28 protein-coding genes, 1 tRNA gene and 2 pseudogenes are annotated in these 26450 nt (G+C 70.2%); 20 read left to right on the top strand and 11 right to left on the bottom strand.

Features of this window, described 5'->3' with window-relative positions; all coding sequences use genetic code 11:
- The first annotated feature begins 40 nt into the window (after nucleotides 1-40).
- Nucleotides 41-568 carry a GNAT family N-acetyltransferase gene (locus tag E2E34_RS07715; RefSeq protein ID WP_138901171.1) on the top strand — a complete coding sequence of 176 codons (528 nt, stop codon included), beginning with the start codon at nucleotides 41-43 and terminating at the stop codon, nucleotides 566-568.
- A 167-nt stretch (nucleotides 569-735) separates the two neighbouring features.
- On the opposite strand, the gene E2E34_RS07710 is transcribed toward E2E34_RS07715, so the two are convergent.
- Nucleotides 736-2136 carry an MFS transporter gene (locus tag E2E34_RS07710; protein WP_244315558.1) on the bottom strand — a complete coding sequence of 467 codons (1401 nt, stop codon included), beginning with the start codon at nucleotides 2134-2136 and terminating at the stop codon, nucleotides 736-738.
- Between the two features lie 94 nt (nucleotides 2137-2230).
- On the opposite strand from E2E34_RS07710, the gene E2E34_RS07705 reads away from it, so the two are divergent.
- Nucleotides 2231-2809, top strand: a complete 579-nt coding sequence (locus E2E34_RS07705) for a helix-turn-helix transcriptional regulator (RefSeq protein WP_138901169.1) — start codon at nucleotides 2231-2233, stop codon at nucleotides 2807-2809.
- A gap of 257 nt (nucleotides 2810-3066) precedes the next feature.
- Nucleotides 3067-3615: a hypothetical protein gene (locus tag E2E34_RS07700; RefSeq protein ID WP_138901168.1), complete on the top strand. Its 549-nt coding sequence runs from the start codon at nucleotides 3067-3069 to the stop codon at nucleotides 3613-3615.
- 121 nt (nucleotides 3616-3736) lie between these two features.
- On the opposite strand, the gene E2E34_RS07695 is transcribed toward E2E34_RS07700, so the two are convergent.
- Nucleotides 3737-4438, bottom strand: coding sequence for a TetR/AcrR family transcriptional regulator (locus E2E34_RS07695; RefSeq protein WP_138901167.1), 702 nt, complete (start codon nucleotides 4436-4438; stop codon nucleotides 3737-3739).
- Between the two features lie 114 nt (nucleotides 4439-4552).
- Here E2E34_RS07695 and E2E34_RS07690 point away from each other — a divergent pair, with 114 nt between their 5' ends.
- From E2E34_RS07690 to E2E34_RS07670, 5 genes are all read left to right on the top strand, one after another.
- The gene (locus E2E34_RS07690; RefSeq protein ID WP_138901166.1) at nucleotides 4553-5764 is read left to right on the top strand and encodes a saccharopine dehydrogenase family protein; all 1212 of its coding nucleotides are present in this window, start codon (nucleotides 4553-4555) and stop codon (nucleotides 5762-5764) included.
- A 129-nt stretch (nucleotides 5765-5893) separates the two neighbouring features.
- Nucleotides 5894-7387, top strand: a complete 1494-nt coding sequence (locus tag E2E34_RS07685; protein WP_138901165.1) for an APC family permease — start codon at nucleotides 5894-5896, stop codon at nucleotides 7385-7387.
- Between the two features lies 1 nt (nucleotide 7388).
- Nucleotides 7389-7805 (top strand): universal stress protein, encoded by a 417-nt coding sequence (locus tag E2E34_RS07680; RefSeq protein ID WP_138901164.1) that lies wholly within the window; start codon nucleotides 7389-7391, stop codon nucleotides 7803-7805.
- Nucleotides 7806-7909: 104 nt separating this feature from the next.
- Nucleotides 7910-8344, top strand: coding sequence for a VOC family protein (locus E2E34_RS07675; protein WP_138901163.1), 435 nt, complete (start codon nucleotides 7910-7912; stop codon nucleotides 8342-8344).
- A gap of 130 nt (nucleotides 8345-8474) precedes the next feature.
- Nucleotides 8475-9587: an ABC transporter substrate-binding protein gene (locus E2E34_RS07670; protein WP_138901162.1), complete on the top strand. Its 1113-nt coding sequence runs from the start codon at nucleotides 8475-8477 to the stop codon at nucleotides 9585-9587.
- Here the strand turns inward: E2E34_RS07670 and E2E34_RS37420 are convergent.
- The 3 genes from E2E34_RS37420 to E2E34_RS07655 form a co-directional block, all read right to left on the bottom strand.
- On the bottom strand, nucleotides 9473-9883 hold the full coding sequence (locus E2E34_RS37420; protein WP_138901161.1) for a YxiG-like protein: 411 nt from the start codon (nucleotides 9881-9883) through the stop codon (nucleotides 9473-9475). The genes E2E34_RS07670 and E2E34_RS37420 overlap by 115 nt on opposite strands.
- Before the next feature lie 87 nt (nucleotides 9884-9970).
- On the bottom strand, nucleotides 9971-10657 hold the full coding sequence (locus tag E2E34_RS07660; protein ID WP_138901160.1) for a hypothetical protein: 687 nt from the start codon (nucleotides 10655-10657) through the stop codon (nucleotides 9971-9973).
- Between the two features lie 161 nt (nucleotides 10658-10818).
- Nucleotides 10819-11091 carry an SH3 domain-containing protein gene (locus E2E34_RS07655; protein ID WP_138901159.1) on the bottom strand — a complete coding sequence of 91 codons (273 nt, stop codon included), beginning with the start codon at nucleotides 11089-11091 and terminating at the stop codon, nucleotides 10819-10821.
- Between the two features lie 442 nt (nucleotides 11092-11533).
- Between E2E34_RS07655 and E2E34_RS07650 the strand changes: the two genes are divergently transcribed.
- The 5 genes and pseudogenes from E2E34_RS07650 (at nucleotide 11534) to E2E34_RS07630 (ending at nucleotide 14217) form a co-directional block, all read left to right on the top strand.
- Entirely contained in the window at nucleotides 11534-11806 is a 273-nt protein-coding gene (locus E2E34_RS07650) for a hypothetical protein (protein ID WP_138901158.1), read from the top strand.
- A gap of 733 nt (nucleotides 11807-12539) precedes the next feature.
- Nucleotides 12540-12695, top strand: coding sequence for a hypothetical protein (locus E2E34_RS35895; protein WP_208765175.1), 156 nt, complete (start codon nucleotides 12540-12542; stop codon nucleotides 12693-12695).
- Between the two features lie 32 nt (nucleotides 12696-12727).
- A pseudogene (locus tag E2E34_RS36290) lies at nucleotides 12728-13220 on the top strand (NF041680 family putative transposase); the annotation flags it as partial.
- Nucleotides 13217-14044, top strand: coding sequence for a M55 family metallopeptidase (locus E2E34_RS07635; RefSeq protein ID WP_138901157.1), 828 nt, complete (start codon nucleotides 13217-13219; stop codon nucleotides 14042-14044). The pseudogene E2E34_RS36290 and the gene E2E34_RS07635, both read left to right, overlap by 4 nt.
- 97 nt (nucleotides 14045-14141) lie before the next feature.
- Nucleotides 14142-14217 (top strand) — tRNA-Trp (locus E2E34_RS07630).
- On the opposite strand, the gene E2E34_RS07625 is transcribed toward E2E34_RS07630, so the two are convergent.
- The gene (locus E2E34_RS07625; protein ID WP_138901156.1) at nucleotides 14206-15111 is read right to left on the bottom strand and encodes a bifunctional helix-turn-helix transcriptional regulator/GNAT family N-acetyltransferase; all 906 of its coding nucleotides are present in this window, start codon (nucleotides 15109-15111) and stop codon (nucleotides 14206-14208) included. The genes E2E34_RS07630 and E2E34_RS07625 overlap by 12 nt on opposite strands.
- 173 nt (nucleotides 15112-15284) lie before the next feature.
- Here E2E34_RS07625 and E2E34_RS07620 point away from each other — a divergent pair, with 173 nt between their 5' ends.
- The 4 genes from E2E34_RS07620 to E2E34_RS07605 all read left to right on the top strand — a co-directional run bounded on the left by E2E34_RS07620 (nucleotide 15285) and on the right by E2E34_RS07605 (nucleotide 19432).
- The gene (locus E2E34_RS07620; protein WP_138901155.1) at nucleotides 15285-15557 is read left to right on the top strand and encodes a hypothetical protein; all 273 of its coding nucleotides are present in this window, start codon (nucleotides 15285-15287) and stop codon (nucleotides 15555-15557) included.
- Nucleotides 15558-15716: 159 nt separating this feature from the next.
- Nucleotides 15717-17741 carry a PE-PGRS family protein gene (locus E2E34_RS07615; RefSeq protein WP_138901154.1) on the top strand — a complete coding sequence of 675 codons (2025 nt, stop codon included), beginning with the start codon at nucleotides 15717-15719 and terminating at the stop codon, nucleotides 17739-17741.
- A gap of 238 nt (nucleotides 17742-17979) precedes the next feature.
- Complete coding sequence (cpt, locus tag E2E34_RS07610; RefSeq protein ID WP_138901179.1) at nucleotides 17980-18501, top strand: chloramphenicol phosphotransferase CPT; 522 nt, start codon at nucleotides 17980-17982, stop codon at nucleotides 18499-18501.
- 151 nt (nucleotides 18502-18652) lie between these two features.
- Entirely contained in the window at nucleotides 18653-19432 is a 780-nt protein-coding gene (locus E2E34_RS07605) for an SDR family NAD(P)-dependent oxidoreductase (protein WP_138901153.1), read from the top strand.
- Between the two features lie 65 nt (nucleotides 19433-19497).
- On the opposite strand, the gene E2E34_RS07600 is transcribed toward E2E34_RS07605, so the two are convergent.
- Nucleotides 19498-20121, bottom strand: a complete 624-nt coding sequence (locus tag E2E34_RS07600; RefSeq protein ID WP_138901152.1) for a hypothetical protein — start codon at nucleotides 20119-20121, stop codon at nucleotides 19498-19500.
- A 472-nt stretch (nucleotides 20122-20593) separates the two neighbouring features.
- Between E2E34_RS07600 and E2E34_RS07595 the strand changes: the two genes are divergently transcribed.
- The gene (locus E2E34_RS07595; RefSeq protein ID WP_244315557.1) at nucleotides 20594-21781 is read left to right on the top strand and encodes a PP2C family protein-serine/threonine phosphatase; all 1188 of its coding nucleotides are present in this window, start codon (nucleotides 20594-20596) and stop codon (nucleotides 21779-21781) included.
- An 87-nt stretch (nucleotides 21782-21868) separates the two neighbouring features.
- Here E2E34_RS07595 and E2E34_RS07590 read toward each other — a convergent pair whose 3' ends face one another.
- Nucleotides 21869-23005, bottom strand: a complete 1137-nt coding sequence (locus tag E2E34_RS07590; RefSeq protein WP_138901150.1) for a YncE family protein — start codon at nucleotides 23003-23005, stop codon at nucleotides 21869-21871.
- 65 nt (nucleotides 23006-23070) lie between these two features.
- Nucleotides 23071-23667 carry an ankyrin repeat domain-containing protein gene (locus E2E34_RS07585; protein WP_138901149.1) on the bottom strand — a complete coding sequence of 199 codons (597 nt, stop codon included), beginning with the start codon at nucleotides 23665-23667 and terminating at the stop codon, nucleotides 23071-23073.
- Between the two features lie 826 nt (nucleotides 23668-24493).
- Here E2E34_RS07585 and E2E34_RS36285 point away from each other — a divergent pair.
- Nucleotides 24494-24652 (top strand): annotated as a pseudogene (locus tag E2E34_RS36285) (PP2C family protein-serine/threonine phosphatase); the annotation flags it as partial.
- Nucleotides 24653-24828: 176 nt separating this feature from the next.
- Nucleotides 24829-25329, top strand: a complete 501-nt coding sequence (locus tag E2E34_RS07575; protein WP_138901148.1) for a MarR family winged helix-turn-helix transcriptional regulator — start codon at nucleotides 24829-24831, stop codon at nucleotides 25327-25329.
- A 193-nt stretch (nucleotides 25330-25522) separates the two neighbouring features.
- Here E2E34_RS07575 and E2E34_RS07570 read toward each other — a convergent pair whose 3' ends face one another.
- Nucleotides 25523-25945 (bottom strand): MarR family winged helix-turn-helix transcriptional regulator, encoded by a 423-nt coding sequence (locus E2E34_RS07570; protein WP_167518244.1) that lies wholly within the window; start codon nucleotides 25943-25945, stop codon nucleotides 25523-25525.
- 317 nt (nucleotides 25946-26262) lie between these two features.
- Nucleotides 26263-26450 (bottom strand): ATP-binding protein (locus tag E2E34_RS07565; RefSeq protein ID WP_138901146.1); only part of this gene is annotated, 188 nt, incomplete at its 5' end.

Below are 26450 nucleotides of genomic sequence, written 5' to 3'. Positions count from 1 at the left end.
GCTGGCCGTCACATCCGACGTGGCCGACGAGGATCAGCCCATGCGCAGCAGCACCAGGATCCGCCTGATAGAGCCCGCCGACGCCGCCCCGATCGCCGCGCATCGGGCGCGGGACGTCGAGGCTTTCCGGCCGTGGGAACCGGCCCAGCCGGCCGACTTCTTCACGCCGGAGGGCCAGGAAGAGCGGATCGACAGCCTGCTGGGCGGATACCGGGCCGGGACGGTCTGGCCGGGCGTCGTGCTCGCCGACGACCATCTGATAGGGCAGGTGACCGTAGGAAACATCCTGCCCCAGCCGCACCTGCGCCGGGGCTCCGTCGGATACTGGATCGCCGCCGTCGCCCAGAACCAAGGGCACGCCGGGCACGCCGTCGGGCTTGTCCTCGGGGTGATGACGGACGAACTCGGCCTGCACCGCGCCGAGGCGTCCACCCATCTCGAGAATCTGCCGTCCCAACGGGTGCTGCGCCGCAACGGTTTCAGCCCGTACGGCGTCGCACACTCATCGATCTTCCTCGACGGAAGCTGGCGGGACGGGCTTCTGTGGGAGCGAATTCTCGGCGACTAGCCCCGCTGTTTCGGTGAGCTGAGGCCGGTGGGCGGGAAGCGGATACGACGGTGCCTTCGCCGAGCGGCGAAGACAGGGCGTCGAGCGGCACCTGGTCATGTCGGCCGACGGATGACCATGTCCGGAACCTCTGCGTCTTCAGTGCCCGCGCGCGAAACGCGCTCGGGTCAGCGGGTGTCGACGCCCCCGGACCGCGACGCGCGCGCCACGACGAGGAGGAACAGGCCGCAGGCCGCCACGAGCAGCCATCCCGGACGTGACGCGACGGCGAGGCCCGCCGGGTCGGCACCCGCGACCAAGCCCCCGGCGACGGCGATTCCGACCGCCGCCCCGACCTGGCGCGCGGTGGAGGTGATCGCTCCTGCCACGCCGGCCCGGGAGGACGGCAGACCACCGACCGCGGTATTGGTCAGGGGGGCGTTGGCGAAGCCGAATCCCACACCGATCAGCAGGTAGGCGACGAGGATGAGCGGCACGCTCGTCTCCTGGCCCAGGTTCGTCAGGCACATACCGCCGACCGCCGTGAAGGCACCTGCGAGGATCAGGGGACGCCGAGGTCCGAGGCGTCCCACCATGGCGCCGGACCACGGCGCGCACACCGTGGCTCCGAGTGCCATGGGCAGGGTCGCGGCACCGGTCGCCAGTGGTGTCCAGCCCCGGGTGTGCTGGAGATAGAGCGTGTTCAGCAGCAGGGTCACGTTCAGCGCGACGAACACCGCGACGGCGCCGAGTACCGCCGTCGCGAACGGCGGTCGACGGAAGAGCCCGAGGTCCACCAGGGGTTCGCCGCGGCGCAGTTCGACCAGGACGAACCCGGCCGTCGCCACCGTGATCAGCGCGTACCCGGCCAGGGCCACCGGCGAGGCCCAGCCGATGCGCGGTCCTTCGATGAGCACGCCGACCAGGAGAAGGAGAACGGCGGTGAGGAGCACCTGGCCGGGCAGGTCGAGGCGCCGGGCGCGCTGCGCACGGGACTCCGGTACGAACACGGCGACCAGGACGAGGGCGGCGACGACGACCGGCACGTTGATCCAGAACACCGAACGCCAGCCGAACGCGGCGATGAGCGCCCCGCCGGTGACCGGGCCCGCCGCCATGCTCAGTCCGAAGACCGAGGCCCACACGCCGATCGCCCGGGCACGTTCCCGGGGGGCGGGCATCGCGTTCACCACGATCGCCAGGGCCACGGGGCTCAGCATGGAAGCCCCGGCCCCCTGCACGGCCCGGGCGGCGACGAGCAAGCCGGGTGACGGGGCGAGGGCGCACGCGACGGAGGCCAGGCCGAATACGAGCAGTCCGCACTGGAAGACGCGGCGGCGTCCGAAGCGGTCGGCGAGCGCGCCGGAGACGATGAGGAGGCTGGCCAGGACCACGGTGTAGGCGTTGACCACCCACTCGAGACCACGAGTGCCCACGTCGAGGCCGCGCCCGATCTCGGGCAGGCCCACATTGACGATGGTGGTGTCCACCCCCACCAAGAACATGCTCAGCGCGCACACGCTCAGCACGGTCCAGCGCCGGCGGGCGCTCAGTGGGAAGGGTGGGGCGGCCAGGGATGTCGTGAGCACGGAAGAACCCCTTCTGCGGAATCGGTTGCCGCCCACACTCGGTCGGAAGGAGGTCCCCGGCCCAGGAACTTTGCGAAAGCTGCAAAATGGCCGCATGGACGCCGAACTCGCGGAACTCCTCGACAGCATCGGGCCACGGCTGCGCGCCCTGCGGCGCGACCGTGGCCTCACTCTGGAAACGCTCGCCGAAGACACCGGGGTCTCCGTGAGCACGCTGTCGCGCCTGGAGTCCGGCCGACGGCGTCCGACCCTCGACCTTCTCATCCCGCTGGCCCGGGCCCACCGTGTCGCGCTGGACCAGCTGGTGACGGCTCCGGCTACCGGTGATCCGCGCATCCACCTCCAGCCGCTGCGCCGGGAGCGCGGAAACGTCCTCGTGCCGCTGACGCGGTACCCGGGCCGGGTCCAGGTCTTCAAGCAGGTACTCGCGCACCGCGAACCGAGACTGGTGACCCATTCCGGTTACGAATGGCTCTACGTACTCGCCGGCGAGCTGCGCCTCGTACTCGGGGAGCGCGAGATCACCTTGCGACCGGGCGAGGTGGCCGAGTTCGACACCAGTGAGCCCCACTGGTTCGGCCCGGTCGGCGCCGAAGCGGTGGAGATCCTGCACCTGTTCGGCCCCCACGGTGACCAGGCGGTCGTCCGCACCGGCCCGTCGGCGAACGACTGAGGCGTAAACCGGACTGCCCGTCGGAGGAACACCACCCCGACTCCTCCGACGCGCTCAGTGGCCTCGTCCAGGCACGAAGTGCACGGCTGCCGCACCCGCTGAAGTTTCGTACGGGCCCGGGCCGTTCGGCCGACGTGCACAGGGGGCCACTCGCACCGCGAAGGCCGCTTCGTGAACCGTCGCCGCGTAACCTCGCACCTGCATACGACGATGCGGGGGGATCAGTGGATCAGGGATGGTCGGCGCTCATTGCCGGAATGGCCGGACTGGTGGGAGCCGTACTCGGCGGATACATCGCGAAGCAGGGGGCCGTCGCCGGTGCCAGGGCGACGGCCGAGGCCACGGCCCGCCAGGTCGAGCTCCAGGGGCGCAACGAACTCGCCCACTGGATCCGCCAGGAGCGACGCGCTGCCTATGGCGAGGTGGTGCGCGCCTACAGCGTCCTGGCGAACCAGCTCGCGGCGTACCGCGTGGCCGTCGGCCGGGGCACCGCCCTCGACGACCTGAGCGACCAGGTGGACGATGCCCGCAACGCCCTCGTCATCGCGTGCAGCAGCACGCACTTGTTCGGCCCCGAAGCGGTGTGGGACGCGGCGTACGCCTTGCGGAGCACGGCGCAGCAGGGCGTGCTCGCCCACCGGGCATTCGCCCACCACAGCCAGGCGGGCAGCCGGTCGGGCCTGGAGGACGCGAGGCGTGACCTCTCCGGCGCGAGGGTTGCCATGAGGGAGTCACTGATCTCCTTCTCGGAGCGATGCAGACAAGCACTCCTCAGCGAGCACGCGGTGCCGGCGCCGCCGCGGTGACGCGGGTCGGACGGGCGGACACCGGAGAGCGCTGACGCACCGACGGGCCGAGAGCCACTTCGATCCGGTGCTGCGCGGACCGCAGTCCTTCACGGCGCGGACCGGCGACCGCAACGCCCCCTCAGCCGGCTTCGAGCGTTGCCGCCGCGCTGTCGAGCAGCATCCCCAGGGCGGTCGGGTAGGCGCTGTCGTTCATGCGGGCGACCAGCAGGGGAGCGGTGGCCGCGATGTTCGGATGGGTCTCGGGGGAGAGCTGCGCATAGGTGGCACGCCAGACCTCCTCGTCGGCCGCACGGGCCGCTTCCGGGAGGGCGAGGCTGGCGGCGTCGAGGGCGGCGAAGGCGAGGGTCAGGTCGATGAACGCCTGGTAGACGCGTACGGCGTCGGGATCGGACAGGCCGGCGGAGCGCAGGATGCCGAGGATGGCCTCGTCGGTGGCGATCTCGTTGGCCCGGCCGCTGACCCGGTTGGCGGTGAGGACGGCCGCCTCGGGGTGGTTGAGGTACGCGGTGTGGATGCGAAGGCCGACCTCGCGCAGGTCGGCACGCCAGTCACCGCTGGCTCGCCAGCCGCGCATGGCGCGTCCGATCAGCTCGTCGGCGATGGCCAGGGTCAGGTCGTCGGTGCCGCGGAAATAGCGGTACAGCGTGCTCGGATCGGCGCCGAGTGCCACACCCAGACGCCGCACGGTCAGCCCTTCCCGGCCGTGTTCATGCAGCATGCGCAGCGCGGTCTGGACGATCATCTCCTCCGTGAGGACGACGCCCTGCTTGGTCGGTTTCCTGCGGCGCCGGTCCGTCTCCGGCACCACTTTCTTGGCCATGACCACTCCCTTCCGCCGCCCACCAGCTTATGCCAACGCGGTTGACGGTTTTTGACGCGGGCCCGTTTCATGGCGCTCCCAGGGCTTCGGCCTTCCCGATGAAAGGCTTCTTTCATGCGAGTACTGCTTGTGGGCGCGGGCGGCGTGGGCACCGCCGTCACCAAGATCGCCGCCCGCCGCTCCTTCTTCGGCCACATGGTGGTCGCCGACTACGACGTCTCCCGCGCCGAAGCCGCCGTGGCCGCGCTGGACGCGGGCGAGACGCGGTTCAGCGCGGCACGCGTCGACGCTTCCGACCAGGCGGCGGTCACCGACCTGCTCCGGCAGGAGCAGTGCGATGTGCTGCTGAACGCCACCGACCCGCGTTTCGTCATGCCGCTGTTCGAGGCCGCACTGACGGCCGGCGCGCACTACCTCGACATGGCGATGTCCCTGTCCTCCCGTCACCCCGAGCGCCCGTACGAGGAGTGCGGGACCAAGCTCGGCGACGGTCAGTTCGAACGCGCCGACGCCTGGGAGAAGGCCGGCAGGCTCGCGCTCGTCGGCGTCGGCGTGGAGCCCGGTCTCTCGGACGTCTTCGCCCGTTACGCGGCGGAGGAGCTGTTCGACGAGATCGAGGAGATCGGGGTCCGCGACGGCGCGAACCTGACGGTCGACGGCTACGACTTCGCGCCGTCCTTCTCCATCTGGACGACGATCGAGGAGTGCCTGAACCCGCCGGTGATCTGGGAGAAGGACCGCGGCTGGTTCACCACCGCTCCCTTCAGCGAACCGGAGGTCTTCGACTTCCCCGAGGGCATCGGCCCGGTCGAGTGCGTCAACGTCGAACACGAGGAGGTGCTGCTGATCCCGCGCTGGGTGGACGCCGAGCGGGTGACGTTCAAGTACGGGCTGGGCGACGAGTTCATCGAGACCCTCAAGACCCTGCACAAGCTGGGCCTGGACCGTACCGAGAAGGTGACCCTGCCCGGCGGCGCCGAGGTCTCCCCGCGTGACGTCGTCGCGGCCTGCCTGCCCGACCCGGCCACGCTCGGCGACCGTATGCACGGCAAGACGTGCGCCGGCACCTGGGTGAAGGGCACCAAGGACGGTCGTGCGCGCGAGGTGTACCTCTACCACGTGGTCGACAACCAGTGGTCCATGCGGGAGTACGGCTCACAGGCCGTGGTCTGGCAGACGGCCATCAACCCGGTCGTCGCCCTGGAACTGCTGGCGAAGGGCACCTGGACCGGCACCGGCGTCCTCGGCCCCGAAGCCTTCACCCCGCAGCCCTTCCTGGACCTGCTGACCGAGTACGGCTCCCCCTGGGGCATGCGCGACCAGTAACACCGACGCGGCGAACGCCCCGGCCATTCCGCGGGCCGGGGCACCCCGCGGCGTCAACCCCCTCTCGTGCGCTCACGCTCATGCGGGCCACCCAGCACCAGCCACGCCGACACCTCGAAGCGAGGGAAAATGAACGACGACATCGCGGGCGCACGCCCGCCCCGCGGACTGAAGCCCGACGCGATCGGCTTCACCGACGCGCTCGTCATCGGCCTGAACTCCACCTCCCCGGCGTACTCACTGGCCGCGGCCATCGGCCCGGTCGTCGCGCTCGTGGGCGTGTACGCCCCCGGCGTCATGCTCGCCGCGTTCGTGCCGATGCTGCTGATCGCCTCGGCGTTCTTCTACCTCAACAAGGTCGACCAGGACTGCGGCACGACCTTCTCCTGGGTCACCCGGGCCATGGGACCGTGGGCCGGCTGGCTCGGCGGCTGGGCCGTGGCGATGACCGGTGTCCTCGTCGTCGGGTCGCTGGCCGACGTCGCGGTCACCTTCGGCCTGCTCACCGTCGGCCTGGACAGCTGGGCCGAGAGCGAGCTGGTGCGCCAGCTGCTGACCGTACTCCTCATCCTGGTCATGACAGCCGTGTGCGTCATCGGCACCGAGGCGTCGGCCAAGGTGCAGAATGTCCTGATCCTCGCCCAGGTCGCCTGCCTCCTGGTCTTCGCGGCGGTGGCCCTCTACCGCGTCTACGCCGGAACCACCTCGCTCGAGTCCATCACCCCCGCGATCGGCTGGCTCGACCCCTTCGGCGCCGGAGGCGCGGCCCTGACCGGCGGACTCCTGCTGGGCGTGTTCATCTACTGGGGCTGGGAATCGGCGGTCAACCTCACCGAGGAGGTCAAGGACTCCGCCACCGCGCCGGGCAGAGCGGGCGTCTGGTCGACCATCGTGCTCCTGGTGACGTACGTGTCGGTCGCCTTCGCCGTCGTCGCGTTCGCCGGCACCACCTTCCTGACCGACAACGCCGACGAGGAGGAAGCGATCTTCGCCCTGCTCGCCGGGGAAGTCATGGGCGGCTGGGACTGGGTCGTGCTCCTCGCGGTCTCCACCTCCGCCCTCGCGTCGACCCAGACCACGATCATCCCCGCCTCCCGCACCATCCTGTCCATGTCACGCCGCCACGCCCTGCCCGGTCACTTCTCCCGCATCCACCCCCGCTTCCGCACCCCGCACACCAGCACCTGGTGGGTCGCGGCCGTGGCCATCGCCTGGTACCTGGCGGTCAACCAGATCAGCACCAACGCCCTGTTCGACTCACTGACCGCCCTGTCCCTGCTCATCGCGTTCTACTACGCCCTCACCGGCCTGGCCTGCGCGGTCTACTACCGTCGCCGGCTGACCGACAGCCTCCGCAACTTCCTCTTCATCGGGATCGGCCCGCTGACCGGCTCCGCACTGCTGACGTGGCTACTCGCCGAGTCGGTCATCGACATGGCCGACCCGGAGAACTCGTACAGCGGCGTCTCCTGGTTCGGCCTCGGCCCGCCGCTCGTCATCGGCATCGGCATCACGACCACTGGAGTGATCATCATGCTCGTCTGGCGCCTGCTCTCGCCCACCTACTGGTCCGAACGCCCCGGTGTAGTGACGTCCGAGGCCGAGCCCGGAAAGGAGCGGTGACGTGGCGGTCGTTCTCGGCTACGACGAATCCAGTGGCGCCGCCCGCGCACTGCGCGTCGCCATCGAAGTGGCGCACGCGTTCGACGAGCGGCTGGTACTCGTCTACGGCGCCGCGGCCCTCGGCGGCATGGGCGAGGAGTACCGCAGCCACCAGGAGGCCATCCGGCAAGCGGGCCGCACAGCACTCGGCCGCGCCGTCGAGGCCGCCGACGCGGTGGGCGTGCCGACGACCGTGGAAATCCTCGACGAGAAACCGGCCCAGGCCCTCATCGAAGCCGCGACCCGCCACCAGGCCCGCGTCATCGTCGTCGGGAGCTGGGGCGAGAGCCCCATGCGTGGTGCCCTTCTCGGTTCGACGCCGCACAAACTGCTGCACATGTCCCCGATCCCCGTACTCTGCGTCCCGACCGACGACTGATCAACCGGCGCGACCGGGAGCCCGCGCGTGGTGCGAGGATGGCGGTGCGTTCCGGGAGGTGCCGGAGCGGGGACGTGGGCGAGTTGCGAGCGGTCGGAGGCGGCATGGCCAAGGAATTCCAAGTGACGTACGACTGCGCCGATCCGGGCGCGCAGGCGGAGTTCTGGGCGCATGCGCTGGGCTATCGCGTCCAGCCGCCGCCCGAGGGCTTCTCCGACTGGGCGACCGCGCTGACGGCGTGCGGCGTACCGCCTGAGCACCACAACGACCGGTCGGCCATCACGGATCCGGACGGCAAGGGGCCGCGGGTGTACTTCCAGAAGGTCCCCGAGGGAAAGACGGTGAAGAACCGCTTGCACCTGGACGTGCGCGCAGCACCCGGCTTGACCGGGGACGTACGGATGGCCGCGCTGGAGGAGGAGGCCACAAGGCTGGAGGCGCTGGGAGCGAAGCGGCTGACCCGGCTCGAGCCCAATGGGGTGGACGAGGGGATCATCGTGATGACCGACCCGGAGGGGAACGAGTTCTGCCTGGACTGAGCGCAGGGCGCCGGATCTCGAGCAAGACCCCTTCTGAATCGCTGGGATGCCATGTCCGGCGAGGTCACCCCGGCGCGTCCGCTGAGGCGAGATGAGATGACCGGGATCGTCACACGGGAGAAGCCAACGCATGAGCACGCCACCATCGCCACCCGTAGCCGAGCGGAATGACGGACCCTCCGTCCGGATCGGTGCTCTTGTCCCGCTGACCCGCCCCGGCTGGGTCGAGGCAGGCCAACACCTGCTCGCTGGGCTCGAGCTGGCCGTGTCCGACGTCAATAACGCCGGCGGGGTCGCCGGACGACCACTCGAACTGGTGGTCCGAGACACCGCGGCTGATCCCCAGAGGGCCGCGGAGGCCGTTGACGAGTTGGCTCGCCTGGGCGTGGCTGCTTTGGCGGGGGAGTACCACAGCGTTGTCGCTCGCGCCGCTGCCACCAGGGCCGACGCCCTCGGCGTGCCGTTCCTCTGCTCGTCAGCGGTACTCGACGCGCTCACCGAACAGCCCACGGAGTGGGTCGCGCGCCTCGCCCCGGCCCAGTCGCACGGCTGGCAGATCTACGCGGACCACCTCCTCGGCGCGGGCCACAGCCGCATCGCCGTAGCGACCGAGCCGAGTGTCTACTGGGCATCCGGGACCCGCATTCTGCGGGAGTACCTCGCTCCACGCGGCGCCACCGTCATCGAACTCGACGTACGCGCAATCGCCCCCAAGGCCCTGTGCGACGAACTCGTCGAGAGTCGGGCGACAGCCCTGCTTCTTCTGGTCGGACACCCGGAGCCGGCCGTACCGATCGTCAAGGCTGTCCGCCGCGACCAGCGCCTCGCCGCCCTCATGATGGGTGCCCCGGCCGGGCAACCGGAGTGCGCCGAATGGGCGACGCTGCTGGGCGACGACGGCGCCGCGATCCCGTTCCTGCGCTACTTGCCCGAGCGCCTCAGCCCGCTCGGTGAACGGGTCGAGACCGCTCTGCGTGAGCGGCTGGCCGAAGCGCCCTCCTTCGTCGCCTTCGAGGGGTACGACACGATCGCCGTCCTCGCCGAAGCGCTGCGTTCTCACGGCGCGGACCGGGCGCGTACAGCCGGAGCCTGGCCGCGCGTCGCAGTCGAAGGCACGCGCGGAAGGATTCAGTTCTCGCGCACACCGGGCATCAGTGTGTGGCAATGGGCGTCGACGCCGATCCAAGTCGTGGATCGAGACCCGGCACAACCCGATCGCTTTCGGATTCTGCACGCCGGCTGAGAGCGCAGCGAGGTCCGACCACCGGATCCGCCCCCGCCGAGGAACACCGGCGCGCGCAGCCGGCCGCCGAGGAATCCTGATCGGTATGAGAATTCATGCCCTATACCGCCCAGGTCGGGGTCAGCGGTCTCGCGGTCGAGGAGACGGTCGTCCAAGGAAGCCCGCCAGGTCTTCGCGGCCAGGAACGTCTCGCATCGGGCCTCGACGCAGTACCGGAAGAGACACCGCAGGTAGGTCGGCGCCTCGCCGTGGTGGGGGCCACACCCCACATCGAAGATGACCTCGTAGTCGCGCATGTAGTTGCAGCCCTGGGGCTGCTGGACCGCACCTGCGTCACCTGCCGCCGGTCCCTCACCAGGAGCAGAACCAAAACCTGAGCGTTGCTAGCCCACCGCGCGCTCAGGAGCGGCGGTTCCCGTGAGGCCGGCCCGTACCGCGAGGTCCGTCGCTGCCTCGAGCCGCTTCGGGGCTACGCCGTCGGGAAGCACGGCGGCCAGAAGGGCCGCCACGTCCGCCTCGCCGACGGTGCGCTCCTCCGCGCGCTCACGGAACCGGGTGACTGCCGCGTGCAGGTCCCGCCTCTGCTCCCGCGTCAGGGCATCGGCCTTCGCCAGGGCGGCCGTGAGGGCGCAGAACTCCTCTTCCGATCCCACCCACGGCGCCGCGCCTTCGAGCCCGTCCTCCGGTAGTTGCCCGGGGTACGGGATGCGGTGCCAGGCACCGTTCTCCCACCAGTAGACGAAGCCGAAGAGGTTGCCCTCGGCGTCGTCGCGCAGCTGTTCCCAGGGCAGCCAGTCGGGGCCGCCCGCGAGGAAGTCGATCTGCTCGCCGTCCATGTGGGTGTGGCTGCCGTCCGGGTCCTGGCCGACGAAGACGGCACGTCCGCCCTCGACCACGGTCAGCCGCCACCACCCGCACGCGCCGGTCGCATGGCACCACAACCCGTGCTCGTCGAGCGCGTGCTCGGGCCGCCCGTCGCCGCACGCCTCTTCGACCAGGGCGAAGGTGACGGCCCGCGCCCACAGTCGGGCCGGGTTGTCGAGATCTTCGGGAAGGCTTGGCGTGTGCATGGCGGTGGTGATCCCCCTTCGAACGGTCCGGGGAGTCAGCCTCACACAACCAGGTGGGCGCGAAGTCCGCGGGGGCGGCCGGCGCGAACGGGGGCACCTCCGGCACGGGTCCTGGCGAGGTGGTGCCTTCGTCGTACTCGAAGCCCTCTGCGGGCCGTCCGTCAGCCCTCGGGCTGCGCAGGCTCCACATCCTTGGACAGGGGGACCTGTCCGGTGTTCGCCACGTGGCGCGCGGCAACCCAGACGGCCTTGTCACGCAGCAGGTACCAGATGCCGTTGCCGTCGATGACCTGGGCATTGACCTTGCTTCGCAGGCCGATCTGGGCGCCGTGGGCGAGTGTTCCGGTGACCGCGGAATCGGTGCTGGGGTACTTGCGCAGATTGACGCCGATGTTGCTGACGACAGTGCCGAATGGCTGCTGCGGACTGGCCATCTCTCCTCCAGGTCGTTGTCAGTACGGCTGTGATGTCCCCACCCGGCGATCGGGCGAGGTGACGGCAATGTAAAACGTCGGAACGTGGAAATGCCGGAAGCTGTCATATGCCCGTGGGCGGGTCGCCCGGCGCAACCGCGTGCCGGCACCGTGCGGGACGCCCCCTGCCCACGCGCGCACCTGGTGTTCACGTCTGCGCCGGTGAGGCTCACCCGCGCCACGCTCGACGGCAGGGCGTCCGGCCGGCAGGTGGCTGCCGGCATCGCCGAGGCCGGTGGCCGGCGAGGGAACGGGGGTACTGCTCGCCCGCCGCCGGATTGTCGCCTTCTTCCAGGCGCTGGTCCGACCCGGGGCAGGCGCGCCGGGAAGGGGCCTGCCGATTCTCCGCCTCCACGCGGTCCGACTGTGTGAGAACGGCGGTCGTTGGGGTACACGCGCCGACATGACTTCGAAGCAGCCTCAGCCTTTGGCTCCCCGGGTGGTGCGGCAGTTGCGTCGTACGCGCTCGGTCTATGCGGCAGGTATCGCCCTGTGGGGCATAGGCGCGACTCTGGAGGTGTGGCAGCGCCCTGGCAGCCACCAGATGTGGGTGTTCTTGCTGTTCTTGACTGTCTTCACCGGGCTGCTGGTCGTCACGTCCTGGTGGCTGTGGCGTCATCAGGACGCGCTGCGAGTCGTCCGCCGTGAAGCGCGCGTGGCGGGTGCACGTCGATGAGCGCGTGAACGGCACCGAGCGCAGAACAGGCTTGGCCGGCTCCGATGACGCTCCCGCATCGGTGTACCGCAACGCGGGTTGCGGTCACCGTCCCCCCAACTGACGCTCTCTTGCCGCGCAAGCGAGAGGCTGGGGGGAGCGTGCCGTACCAACGCGGTGCACGACGTTAGCTCGTTCTTTATCTTTCGCCTGTCGCCCACAGTAACGAGGGCGGGGACCAGCAGGTGTCGAGATTGCTGATGATCTTTTGCAGCTCGTGGGCTCCGCGGGGCGACAGGGCTTGCATCACCATGTCGAGGAGGACTCGGGCTTCCAGAGGGCTGCCGCAGCAGACCCACTCAAGGTAGAGCCAATCGTCGTCGTGCCATAGCCGGTCGTAGTCGCGCCACAGGTCCCGCTCCGGGCGGTGGACAAAGTCCCTCCAAAGACCCACCGCCTTGCTGACGTCCCCTGGGTACAAGTAGTTCCGGGTGCGCTCAAGGCGAACGATCTCGGACAGCACTCGCGGGGACAGGCCGTCGATGACTGGCCTGGTGTTCTGTGATCGGTACCGGCGCGGGAGGCTGGCCCGGATGCGTCCTGGCCGTCTACGCGGCATGGACCTTTCGGTTGTTCGTCATGCCGTACATGGTCCCACAATCTCGAACGGCGTCTCGAACTGGATCGCTAGCTTGGGACTTCGCCGGACGCGCGGGCGGCCTTCGTCTGATTCTGTGCTCCGACCAAGGTGCACGTGACCACGACGAAGGCCGTGAGGGTGAGTCTGCTGCCTGATGATGTCCTGAGGGAAGCGTTCGCGGAAGCGTCAGGCTTCCGGGGCGAGTTCTACGCGTGTCTGACCGCCCGGCGTGACGAGTTGTCGACGGCGGGCGCCTGGTCCTGGCGGTGAGCATCTGTCGAAGGGCCGGGACGCCCCGGCGGTGGTCTTCCAAGACCGGCGCCACCCCTGAGGATGTGGACCGTTTCTGGCAGGCATTTCTCCGCCGCTTCGATCTGGAGCACACCTTCCGCTTCGCGAAGCAGACCCTCGGCTGGACCACGCCGAACTTCGTACTCCCGAGGCGGCCGACCGCTGGACCTGGATCCTGATCGTCACTCACACCCAGCTCCGGCTCGCCCGGCCACTTGCTGCGGATCTCCGTCGGCCCTGGGAGAACCCACCACCTCCGACCGGCTCACCCCGGCCCGCGTCCGCCGCGGGTTCAGGAACATCCGCGCTCACCTTGCCTGCCCGGCCCGTGTTCCCAAACCTCGTGGCGCCGGTCCCGGACGGCCACCCGGCACCAAGAACAAACGCCGGGCACCCCGCAATGACGTCGGCAAGACCGTCAAACGCCCCGAGACCCTCAAGGCCATCGGCAAGCCCGGAAGATCTTGGCAGATAAAGAACAAGGTTAGAGTCTGTGCTTCATGAAGGCACTGATCTCTGTTGACATGGAAGGCATCTCGGGGATCGTGCATCCCACCGAGACGAATCCCGATCGCTACGACTACGAGCGCGGTCGCGCGTTGATGACGGCTGAAGCGAACAGCGCGATCGCCGGCGTCCTGGACGCCGAACCCACTGCCGAGGTGTGGGTCATCGACGCGCATGGGCCGTTCCGCAACATGCTGCCGGAGCAACTCGACCGACGGGCGCGCCTGGTTCGCGGCAAGCCGCGACCGCTCGGCATGCTCGGCGGGCTCGACGAACGCACCGACGCGGTTCTGCTCGTCGGCTATCACGCCCGGGCCGGGCGAGGCCCGGCCGTACTGGCCCACACCATGAACGACGGCATCCTCGACGTGCGCGTGGCCGGGCGATCCATGGGCGAGATCGGTCTCAACGCCGCCATGGCCGGGCATCTCGACGTACCGGTCGTGCTGCTCAGCGGCGACGACAGCGCCTGCGCCGAGGCACGTGAGCTGGTCCCCTCGGTGGTCACCGTTGCGGTCAAGCAGGCCCTCGGGCAGGGTGCCGCCGTCGCCCTCCACCCCGAAGAAGCACGTGAACGGCTGCGTCGAGCGGCTGCCGAAGCCATCACGCTGCGCGCACAGATTCTGCCGCTGCGGCTGGCCGGACCGCTGGAGGTCGAAGTCGACCTGGCCGCGCCGTTCATGGTCGACCTGGCGGCGCTTGTGCCAGGTGTGGCACGCGGCGAGGGCGGCCGGACAGTCACCTTCAGCGCTACCGACTTCGCCGAGGCCTACCGGCTGGTCCTGCTGCTCGCCCAGCTTGCGACCGTCCAACCCGGCTAGAGGTGTCTCTTCGATCCGTCGGTTCTCGGGGGATCGGCCACCCTCCGCAAAAGCGTTTGGCGGAGGACGTGTGGCGTGACAAGCTGATCAACAGCGAAGGGGTGTAGCTCAGTGGCCAGAGCGCCGGTCTCCAAAACCGGATGCCGCAGGTTCGACTCCTGTCACCCCTGCCATTCGCCGCCACGGTTGAGCCGCTTTTCGAACCAGTGGTGGGCATACGGCTCGTCGTTGAAGGCGGGTACCTCCTCGAAGCCGCAGGACCGGTACAGGCCGACAGCGGGGGCGAGCGCCTTGTTGGTGTCCAGGCGCAGCAGGTCGCGGCCGTGGCCGACGGCACGCTCCTCCAACTCGGTCAGGAACCGCCTGCCGAGGCCGAGCCGCCGGGCGTGCGGAGCAACCCACATGCGTTTGATCTCGGCCGGAGCGCCGGGCGGCAGCTTCAGACCGGCGCAGCCGATCGGTTCGCCGTGCAGCCGGGCCACGAGGAACAGGCCGCGTGGCGGACGCAGTTCGCCCGCGTCGGGCAGCAGGCTCAGCGCGGGGTCGAAACCGGTCTCGAAGCGTTCCTGCAACTCGGTGAAGTAGGACCGCAGGCAGTGCTCGGCGTCGGGGTGGCGCGGGTCGACGGCCTCCATGGTGACGGTCGCGGCGGTGAGCAACCGGTCGACCTCTGCCATGGCGGCCACGAGCCGGGCGCGCTGGGCCGTGTTGAGCGGCGCGAGGAGGGAACCGGCCAGTTCGTCGCTGCGGCGGTCGAGTACGGCGCGCTCGGTGCGGCCGGCGTCCGTGAGCAGCACGGAACGCACCCGCTTGTCCCCGGGCTGGGGCTCCATCGTCACCAGGCCGTCACTCTCCAGGGAGCGCAACAGTCGGCTGATGTAGCCGGAATCGAGTCCCAGGCGTTCGCGCAGCTGCCGTACGGTCTGGCCGTGCTCACCGACCTCCCAGAGCAGCCGGGCCTCGCCGACGGGCCGGTCGCGGCCCAGGAAGTGGTCGTGGAGCACGCCCACGCGTGCGGAGACGGTGCGGTTGAAGCGGCGCACCGTGTTGATCTGCTCAGCTCCCATTTCCCTGACTTTGGTCAGGAAAACCGCGTCGGCCAAGAGGCTGTGAGTGCTGAAGGGTGGCCCGCCCCATAGGCTGACGGCCGCGTGCGCGCGGTCGGCCGCACCACGCCGCCGAGACCGGACGCGCTCCTCGGCAGGCCCGCGTTGTCAGTGGCGGCTGGAATGCTGGAGGGATGAACGGCGACGAGCAGCTGCTGCGCGGCCGGGTCTACGGCCACGACCACGACGACCCCGACCCCGGCCCACGCCCTGGACAGACCTACGTCGAACTGACCGGCGGCCCGCTGGACGGGCTGCTCCTTGACGTCACTGGCTGGACGCCCGACGAGATCGACGCCGGAGCCGCCCTGACCACCGAGCTGGGACAGTTCCCCGGCGGCCGGGCGCTGTACGACCCGCGCCCCGGCGAGGCGGGCCGCTTCCACTGGTCGGGCGATGCCCCCTGACCGACCGCGCTCCCGCCGGTCCTTCCCACGCTCAAGTACGCCGCGTGGACCGCATCGTGGAGTCCTGCGAGGCCACTCGAGGTGCGCGGGTCCGTGCAGGTCCATTGACGGAGGGGGCCGTAGGAACCGCGCGAACTCGGCGGCAGGGATGATGGGCGCATGACGAGTGGGGGCAGGGAGACGCTGTACGACGCGGTGGACCGCGCCGGGCTGGAACTGGTGGCCCGCGGCGAAGGCGCGGAGGGCGACGTCCTCGCGCCCTGGGCCGCCTGGCGGTCCGTGATCGGGCAGGAGGCCGAGCCCACCGCCGAGGTCCGCCTCGACCACCCGTCTCTGGCGGCCGAGGTCAACGCCCAGTGGTACCGGCTGGCGACCGAGCACGGGCTCATCGGCCCGGACGGCACCTTCCTCGTCCAGATCTTCAGCGACTACTGGACGAAGGCCCGCCTCACCGATCACTGGGACCTCGCGGGCGCCACCCACCACGAGTTTGTGACGCTCTCCACGGACGGAGACACGCTGCTCGGCGTGACCGGTGAGGAGTACGCGGTCTGGCTGGTCGTCGAGACCGGGGTGCGCGAGCGGCGCGAGGCGGAGGCGCGCGCCCAGGCACAGGAGACCCCCGAGGAACGCGACGCGGCCTGGGAATCGGTGCCCTTCACAGGATTGGGCGACGCCCGACCGGTGCCCGGACGGGCCATGAGCCGGATCGGCGGGTCCTGGATCGAAGGGCTCGCCGGGAACCCCGCCGCCCGGACACTGCCGGTCTTCTCCCGGCTGCTGGCAGTCGAGCCCGGCCTCTTCCGATACCGTTCGCTCCCGCCAGAGCTGATCGACTACTGGATCTCCCACCCCGATCCCGACGTCAGGAAGGGCCTGGCAGAGCACCGCCGGCTCACCCCCGAGCAGCGCGGCCGGCTCATCGGCGGACTCCCGGCGGCGTTGCGCGCGCTTCTCGTCGAGGACCAAGCACCCCTGCCCGCCGAGATTCTGCGCGAACTCGCCGCGGACCCGGCCCCTTCGGTACGCCGCGCAGTGGCCGGCCGCGACGATCTGGAGCCCGGCCTCGGAGCCGTACTGGCGCGGGATCACGCCCCCACCGTCCGGAGCGCGGTCTGCGGCTCGCCCTGGACGCGGCTGACACCGGAGACACGCGCCCGCCTTCTGGCCGACACGGACGAGTCGGTGCGTACGGAGGCCCTGCTCGCCCACCACCGGAGCGCCCTCATGCCCCGCTCCGTCTTCGACACCCTGACGTCGGAGCAGGCCCGCGACCGGGCCACCCGGCAGTGCGTGCTCACCCGTGCACTCGCACAGCAGCTCGCCGGGTGCGACCGCGGCGAGCCGGCCCGTGTGGCCACTGGCCCCCGCACCGAGCGGGATGAAGCGGACCGCCGCGCCGCTCTCGTCGACAACCCGCACCTCCCACCGGACCTTGTCCTCGCGCTGGCGGAAGACGCCGATCCGGACCTGCGTCTGAAGCTCTCGACCCACCCCGGCCTCTCCGAGCAGCAACGCGCCTCGATCCCCGTCGACATCGACCCCCACGCGATGCTGCATCCCCTGCCCTGGGTGCTCGCAGCGCAGGACGACCCGGGCCTGCTGCGCCGCTGTGCGTCCTCCGCGCATCTGCTGGTTCGTAGCAGCGTGGCCTGTGTCCCCGTACTTCCCCCGGACATCGTCGAACTGCTCGCCCGTGACCAGGAGCGGGTCGTACGGATCTTCTTGAACGAGAACTCGGACGCCGCACCGGGCACCATGCTGCTGGCGCTCTTCCGCGAATGGGACGGCAGCCTCAGCGGACGCAGCCCCTACGACCACCCCAACTTCCCCCGCCAGGGCATGCTGCGTTTCGCGGAAGATCCCCACCCGAGGATGCGTCAGGCCGCCCTGCGCGACCCGGAGTCGACTCCCGAGCTGGTGGAACGCCTCAGCCGGGACCCCCACCCCGAGGTCCGGCTCAGAGCCCTGAAGGACCCCCGGCTCTCACCCTCCTCGGTGGTCAGATTGCTCGACGACTCCAGCGGCACGGTCCGGTCCTTCGCCGCGCGCGATCCCCGCCTGCCCGCGCGGGCGATCAAACGCCTGCTGCACGACTCCAGGACCGCCTGGGACGCCGCGGCCAACCCCGCGATCCCCGAGGCCGTGATGCACCGGCTGATCAGCAGGGCAACCGGCAAGTGAATTGGCCAGTGACCTGCGCGCGCCGCTCACCCTCGTAACGGGCGGTGCGACCCCATGGTGCACCGGTGACACAGCCGCCGACGGCGACCCGGTACATCAGCAGTGGGAGGCGGGGCCGGGGCACACCGGTGTAGAGACCGGCAATCGTCCAGGCGCTCTTGCTGTCGACGCCGCAAGCCACCGATATGCGCTGTGCGCCGTATGGAAAGCGCCTTACCGTGACTCGGTGACGACTCGGATGATCATTCTCAACGGTGGTTCCAGCTCGGGGAAGTCCGGGATCGTACGATGTCTGCAGGCCGTACTGCCGGATCCGTGGCTGGCGTTCGGGTGCGACTCGTTCGTCGATGCCATGCCCGCGAGGATGCTGGCATCGGACGAGGGAATCGTGTTCGGGGCGGATGGCGCGGTGAGCGTCGGGGCGGACTTCCGGGCACTGGAGGCGGCCTGGACGGACGGCATCGTGGCGATGGCCCGGGCGGGCGCCAGAGTCATCATCGATGACGTCTTCCTCGGCGGAGCGGAGTCCCAGCAGCGGTGGCGGAAGGCTCTGGGCGGACTGGCCGTGCTGTGGGTCGTCGTCAGGTGCGAGAGCGCGGTCGCCGCGGGGCGGGAGGTCGCACGAGGAGACCGCATCCGGGGAATGGCCGCGGCACAGGCGGAAGTGGTGCACGAGGGAGTGTTCTACGACCTGGAGGTCGATACGACGCGGACCGAGGCCCTGGTATGCGCCCGTACCATCGCCGCCCACGTCAACTGAGCGCCGGACAGGGGCTCCCGCTTCCCGACCGCAACCGGCATCAATTCACGCTGCGGCCGCACTGCGGCGGTGACTCCGCTCAGCGGATCTCCCCGTCCCAAACCCTGAACCCGGACACTGCTGCCGTGGACGCGCCGTCTAGGGTGCCGCCATGATCTCGCACAGCTACCTCTCCGAACTGTTCTCGCTGGACGGCCGCGTCGCCGTGGTGACAGGCGGCAGTTCCGGCATCGGCCGAGCCATCGCCGGGGCTCTCGCACAGGCGGGGGCCAGCGTGGTGGTCGTGGCGCGCAGGGAGCCCGAACTGACCGCCACGGTCGAGGAGCTGACGGCAGGCGGCTGCCGCGCGGCTTGGGTGAGCGCCGACCTCAGCAGCAGAGACGGCGTGCGCGCGGCGGCGGAGCAGGCAGCCGACGCGTTCGGGGAGCCCGACATCCTCGTCAACAGCGCCGGAATCAATCTCCGGCCCCCGATGGGGGAGCTGGGCGAGGAGGTGTGGGACGCCACCATGGCGCTGAACCTGGAGGCGCCGTACCTGCTGGGCCAGCGGTTCGGGCCCGGCATGGCCGAGCGCGGCTTCGGGCGGATCATCCACGTCACCTCTCAGCAGGCGCACCGGGCATTCGTCCAGAGCGGTGCGTACGGGGTCTCCAAAGGGGCGCTGGAGTCGCTGGCCCGTTCACAGGCGGAGGCGTGGTCACCGCACGGCGTCACCTGCAACACGCTGGTGCCCGGCTTCGTCATGACGCCGCTCAACGTGCGCTTGTCGTCCGACCCGGAGAAGGTGGCGGCGCTGGCCGCGCGGACGATGGTCGGGCGCAACGGCCTGCCCGAAGACTTCGCCGGAGCGGCGGTGTTCCTTGCCGGCCGCGCCTCCAGCTACGTCACCGGCCAGGCCATCTTCGTCGACGGCGGTTTCTCCGTTCACTGAGTCCGAGGCCGCACAGGCCGCGCTGGGCCGGCGGGGCGGTGTTTGCGCCCGGAGTCCTGACAGACTCAGCTGCGGAGTAGGGTGCCCAAGTCCTTGTGGCCCACTCCCGGTGCGCTCGGCGCCAGCCAGCCGTGCCCGCGTATCTGCGTGTCGGCGCCGATTCGTGTGGGGTCCACCGACAGATGGAAACAGGCAGTGGCGGCGCCTGCCGTGCCTTCGTTCGGCTCGGCCTCGTCGTACTCCGGGTCGAAGTCCTCCTCGTCGGCGCGCAGGTCTTCCCACGGCAGTGGCTCACCGACCCACTCGGGATCGTCCTCGCGCGTGTACCGGCGGCGGATGCGTCCCTGCTCGGCGACCACCCAGACGTTTGATCCACCCGCCTCGTCCTCGAAGAACATCTGAGCCTCTCCGCACTGCGTGCTCAGCCGTTCCACCGCGCCCATCCACTCGTCCCAGTCGACGCCGACCATGACGTCCAGGTTCCCGGAGATCAGCCGCCACCCGTCGAGCTCCGGCGTGACGAACACCGGAAACTCCCTCGACCTGTGCGGCAGCCGCACGACGTCCGCCCCTTCGTCGAGCGTGACAGGGAACCGGTCGTGCAGGTCCAAGGCCGTGAACAGGCCCTCGTAGCGCTCGCCGGGCACCGCGAACCACCAACCCTCCGTGAGGAGCGGGGGGGGGCTCATAGCAGGACTTGAGCAGAGGCCGGCGGGCGAGCAACCTCCTGTCACGCTCGTCCAGGCGGTCGGTGAATCCGGCTTCCAGCAAGGCCACCCGAGGCGAGTGCGCGCCGCCATGGCCCCCGGCCCGTGTCCCCGAGCTTGCGAGCACCCGGGGCATGGGCAGGCTGGTCGGCCGAACCGGCCGGCTGCCATGGAATTCCGGTTGCGCTGCTTCGGTGGCGCGTACCGCAAGGACGCCTGCGGTCGACCGCGGGTCGCAGGTTCAGTGGCAAATGACACGACGCCGTACCCGCGCGGCGGCCGACCCTCCGGTAGAGTAAACAGTTGCCATGTGGCAATAATTTGGTGCGGCTCCTGGAGTCGTAGAAGGCCCTTGTGGGGGCAACTGGGGACATAGGGCAAGTGCCCGCCTCCCTCGGTGAGGCGCCTGCCTGTGCAGTTCAATCCATACAAGTCTCGACGAAATGGTCTCAGCGTGACGAACCTTCTGGCCGCAGGGCGAGCTGTACGGTCGGCCGCACCCCATGCGCTCTTCGATGCCATGCGTGCCGCCCTGACCGAGTACTACGAAGCCGTCGACGTGGACCTGCTCATGGCCGACTACAGCCTCACCTGCCTGCAGCCCGTGACGGACTTGCCCCACACGGCGCGACCGCTGCCGGTCGAATCCAGCCCCGAAGGCCGCGCGTTCGGCAGTCAGGAGCCGTTCGGGCAGTACGTCGCTCAGGACGGGTCCGTGGATCTGCACCTGCCGGTGACCGTCCGCGGGGACAGACTCGGGATCCTGACCGTGCGCCTGCCCAAACACAGATGCACGCCCGACACCGTCGAGGAGCTGACCGAACTCGCCGAAGTGCTCGGCCACGAGATCGTGGTCGCCGAGCGCGACACCGACGTGTACCTTCAGGCCCGGCGGGCCAGCCGCCTCACCCTGGCATCGGAGATGCAGTGGCAACTGCTTCCCGCCAGGGCTTGTACGCGCCCCGAGTACGCGATCGGAGCACAGCTCGAACCTGCCTACGACATCCACGGTGACAATTTCGACTGGTCGAGCACGGCCGAGAACCTCACCCTCAGCCTCACGAACGGCATGGGTGACGGGATCCAGGCGTCCCTGCTCACCAACCTGGCCGTCAACGCCCTGCGCAACGCCCGCCGGGCCGGCATCGACATCGCCGACCAGGCCGCCCTGGCCGACCAGGCGATCTACGCGCAGTACCACGGCGAGGCGTACGTTTCCACCCTGCTCCTTTCCTTCGAACTGGCCACCGGTCGCGGGCGGGTTGTGGATGCCGGATCGCCTCAACTGTGGCGTCAGAGGGACAAGGCGGTGGAGCACGTCGGCTTCGAGGCGCAGCTCCCGCTGGGGATGTTCGACGAGACCGCGTATGTGGCGCAGGACTTCCAGGCACTGCCCGGCGACCGCATGATCTTCGTCAGCGACGGTGTCTACAGCGCTCTCTCCGGGGCCGGCGAGACGTACGGGGAGCGCGCTCTGGCGCGCGCCATCCAGTCGGTCGGCCTGTTGCCTGCTGCCGCCGTGCCGCGGGCGCTGCTGCATGAACTGGCGTCGTACCGCGACGCGGACGCCGAAGACGACGCGCTGGTCCTGTGCCTGGACTGGTTCGGTCGCGCCGACCCTTCCCCGGACCAGGCGGACTGACCTCCGCGCTGTCCGTAGCGGCTGACGGGTCCCTGACGAGCCTTCGGCTACGGGGTGCGTGTCCCGGCCGTTCGACGGCGGGGCCGGTCAGAGGACCGCGATACCGAGGGGGCGCTGCCCCGCGGGGAGCCGGTGGGTCGTGCCGGTGTCCAGGTCGACGACCGTGATGCCGTTCCAGTAGCCCTCGCGCGTGAAGCCTCCGGTGACGTAGGCCGTGCGGCCGTCCTTCGAGACGGCGACGTCCTCGTGCGGCCCGCCCAGAGGAATCACCCTCTCCTTGCCGCCCTTGCTGCGGACCGTGAGCGAAGCCCCCTCGTCGGTGGCCGGATCGATGGGACCCGTGCCGATGACGACCAGCGTTCCGTCCGCGGTGACCGCGGCGCCGTGCTGGTGGGTGTTCGCGGTCATCCGCTCGATCGACGACCTGCCGGTTTCCGGGTCGAGGACCACCAGCCTCTCGCCCTCGAACGGCAGCAGCAGACGACCGTCCGTGGGGCGTACGACCGCGCAGTGCGGCTTGAGCCACGAGCCGAGCCCGCCCTCGGTGCCGTAGGGGGCGACCTCGATGCGCCGCGTGCCCATGGTGTCCGTGTCGAGGACCGTGACGTCGAAGGAGTCATGGCCCGTCGCGTACACCCGTGATCCGTCGCGGGCGACATCGACGTCGAAGGGCCGGCGTCCGGTGTCGGCGGTGCCGGTGACCCTCAGGGTGCGGGTGTCGATCACCTCCAGCCTGCCGTTGCCGCCCGGGACGTTGACGCCGACGTACACGTGGCGCCCGTCCGGTGCGATCGCGATGCCCATGCCACCGCCTCGGTACTCGCCGTACGTGGCCGGGCCGAGGCCCCGCGTCCTGTACGGGACGAAGGCGCGGCGTTCGCGGGCCGCGGTGTCGACGACCGCGACGCCCTCGGCCGTGGCGACCCACGCGCGACCGTCGGCGCCGATGGCCAGCCCATAGGGCGCGGTGCCGACCCGCACCGAGTCGACGGGGCCCTTGTCCGGGTCGACGAAGGTGACGGTCTGCGCGCCGAAGTCCGTGACGAGGAGTGTGCCGTCGGGGGTCTCGGGCCGGGGCCGGGTGTCGCCCTCCGGACCCGGAGGGGCGCTCGCGCCGGTTTCGGCCGAGGCGGAGGGCCGGGGCGCGGCAGTGGAACCGGTGGGCTCCGTGGCCGTGCACCCGGTGGCCAGGGCGGCGGCGCTTGCTGTGGCAACCGCCGCCATCAGCAGAGTGCGCAGCCGCGGCGCGAGGCGAGCTGCTCCTGGGGAGCCGTCAGCGGTGCGCCGGTTCACCGTACGGCCCTCAACAAGCCGGCGATCTCGTCGAAGCCGCGGCGCTGCGCGTGTTCGAGCGCGGTGACGCCGTCGCCGTCCGCGAGGCCCGGTGTCGCCCCGGCGGTGACGAGCAGCTCCACGATCTCCTGGTGCGCGGGACCGCCGTCGCCCAGGACGACCGCCTCGAGCAGCGCGGTCCAGCCGAGCCGGTTGACGTGATCGACGTCGATGTCGGTCTCGCGGAGCAGGGCGCGTACGTAGTCGACGTGGCCGCGTTCGGCGGCAGGGATCAGGGCGATGCCTCCGTAACGGTTGCGCGGGGTGAGGTCGGGCCCCGCCGCGAGCAGGGTACGCATCATGCGGACGCTGCCGGTGACGCCGGTGACCAGCCAGGCGCTGTCCTCACGGTCGTCCTGGGCGTTGGGATCGGCGCCGGCCGCGACCAGGGCCTGGGCCGCCGCCACATGGTCGCTGAGGGCAGCGATCAGGAGCGGTGTGCGGCGGTGCTCGTCGCGCGCTTCGATGTCGGCGCCGGCGGCGAGTGCCGCGCGCACACCGGCCGCGTCGTCGTCCCGTACGGCGGCTCGAAGTGCCTCGTCGACCGTGGGCATGCGGTTGCTCCTCAAGTAGGTCACGGTGCGCAGCGCGTTCGAGGTCGTCCCGAGCCTCGTACGCACCGCGAGGGTGATCCCGGCGCGGCCGGGGCGGTCGTCGGGGCGGCACCGGCGGAGTACCCGGCCGGGCCGCCGAGGAGGTGACCGGCGGCCGCCGGAGAGGCGCGGGTTCGCTTCGGGAACCTACCTGGCGTGCTCCGCGGATGCCTCTCCTGGAATCGGTGGTCGGCTGAGGAGGGGCTGGGTCCGGGCCACCCCTCTCTGCGATCCATGGTCGGCCCGTCAGGGGCGCTCCAGTGTCGGTGTACCGGCTGCGTGCTCCACCCGGAACGGCTGACTCCGGGGTCAGCCGATCGGTTGACCCCTGAGGAACGGAGGCAAGGCCCGCCTACTGGCGCCCACTGGTGGTGTGAACCGACGTCGGCGCGGCGTGCTTGCAGCCGGTGTCTCACGCGTGCGCCCTCGGCGCCGAGGACGAACTGCAGGCCGGCCGCCCCGTTACGCTGCCACCGCCCAAGGGGCGCGGGTGGATGCGGACACGTACGTCCTCGCTGTCACGCTGCGGTGCCCGCAGGCGCCGGGGCCCTTCGCCGCGTCAGGCCTGCCGTTGCCCGCCACGCAACCGTTCCCCGACTGTGCGACCTGGAGATTCAGGATCCCGCTGCCACCAGGTCAGCCGGTGCCCAGCAGCTTTGCGGAGGACGTCGGCAGCCGACGCGAGCCGTGGCCGCCCCGTGCACCATGAGCGGAGACTCAAGCCGTCGAGGAAGAACTGCGCGCGGCCTTCGCCCAGACCGACGCCTTCGGCGCCGAACACCGACGCCTCAGGCACGAGCCCGCCGACCCCAACGCGCCCACGGGTGGGGACCTCTACGACTGCTTCGTCCTGCCGGACACCCTGCACATCACCGTCGTCGACGCACTCGGCCGTGGACTGGGCAGTACCCGCAGCGCCCTCAACGTGACGCACACCGTGCGCACCCGGCAAGGGGAAGCCGATGCCCCTTCCTTTCACTTCGAGGTAGCGCCTCGCCGTCGGTCCGGAGATCGAGAAGTGGGAAAGGCGAGGCAGCTTCCCTAGCAGCAGAGGCGGCTGCCGGGGTGCTGGACGAATTGGCGGAGCTGACAAATCACTCTCCCGGGTGAGAGAGTGGTGCAATGCCCCGCCCTTTGCCCTCCACTGACCATGGACAGGTGGCTCACGCCGCATGTGCGGTGTCGGAGCTCCTTCAGATGCTCTGGGGCCGTGGGCAGGAAGCCGCCCCTTCCGGTCCTGTTTCACCTTCGCAGTTGCGCGCGCTCACCACCCTCGAAGGACAGGAGGGCGTCAACCTGCGTGCCCTGGGTGAGGCGCTGGGGACGCGGCCGTCATCGGTCAGCCGTCTGTGCGACCGCCTGGAAGCGGCCGGGCTCGTCGAGCGATATCCGAGCATGACCAGCCGCAGGGAGATCGAGGTGCGCCTGAGCAGGCGGGGAGGAGCTGTCCTTGCCGAGTTCCGGGCGTTCCGGGCGCGTGAGGTCGAGACCGTACTGCAGGAAATGTCACCGTCGCAATTGGCGGCATTGGCCGACGGTCTGGAAGCCTTCCGAACCGCTGCCGCACGTCTCGGCCTTGCTGTTGAGGACAGCGGGCAGCAGCGTTCCGCCGACATCGCCTAGGACCCGCCCACCGCGTCCGTCCGGCATACCTGGGTGGCGCTGTCGTACTCCGACAAGCGGGCGCACAAGACGTGCGATCGTTGCCTCGTGGGTAGTACTGCCACAAGGCAATGATCGGCTTCTGAGTCGTTGCTCGAAGCTGCGGCCGGTGGCCGGCGCCGCCGGCTCGCACCGCGCCGGCGGATCGATTCGGCTAGTCCCGCACCTGGTCGGCTTCGATGAGCTGAGCAGCCGTCGAGAAGGCCAGCAATCCGTTCAGGAGCTCCGCACGTTCGGCCGACGGCATGCGGCTGAGCACATCGCGAAACCGCGCGTGCCGGCGAGCGAGCAGCGCATCCATGAGTTCGTTGCCCGCAGGCGTCAGGGTCAGTCCGATCTCCCGCCGACTTGAGCGGCCGGGTTCGCGGCGCAGCAGGCCGGCTGCTTCGAGGCGATCGCACAACCTGCTGACAGCCGGCGGGGTGGCCCCGACTTCACGGGCCAGCCGCGTCAGGTTGATACCCGGCTTGCGCCGCGTGATCAGCAGGGCTTCGAGTTGGAGCGCCGACAGCCGGGGAGATGTGGCGCGCGAGGCCTGATCCCATGTGGTCACTACCGTTTCCGCGGCCTCGGCCATCTGGACTGCCTGGTCGTCCAGGGGGTCCTCCGGTGGTCCCGCGCGGTCCATTCGGCCGTCACTCCCGTAAACAGTTTTGTGCACCCCGCGGCAGGTGGACGCTCTCGCGGCGCCTGGGGCGGAGCCAGGTACTCGTCGTCTGCCCGCTCTGCCGAAAGTATCCCTGCCCACGCCTCATACGTGCCGGAACCGTCGTAGCCGGGCGCGAACGTTGAGCTGACTGGCCCCCGCGTCAGACGCCGTACGTGCCACCTCGCACCGGTGCGTCCGCGGCGTGCACGCGCTTCGTCGTCACGCCGGACGAACGCCCGTTGCCGTCATGCGGCGTCAGCCTGCTGCTCCTCCGAGTTCCCCCGCGTCCGGGCCATCATGGCGTTGATCGTTTTGCCGGAGCCGGGGTCGGCCGTGACGGTCACGCTGTCGGTCAGGCGTCGGACCATGTGCCAGCCGAAGCCTCCGCTGCCGCCGTTGAGGTCGGGGGCGACCTCGCGCGGGGGTGTGGGGC

This window comes from Streptomyces albidochromogenes, assembly GCF_005981925.1.
Taxonomy (GTDB): Bacteria; Actinomycetota; Actinomycetes; order Streptomycetales; family Streptomycetaceae; genus Streptomyces; species Streptomyces albidochromogenes.
This window is presented reverse-complemented; position numbering and strand designations above follow the sequence as displayed.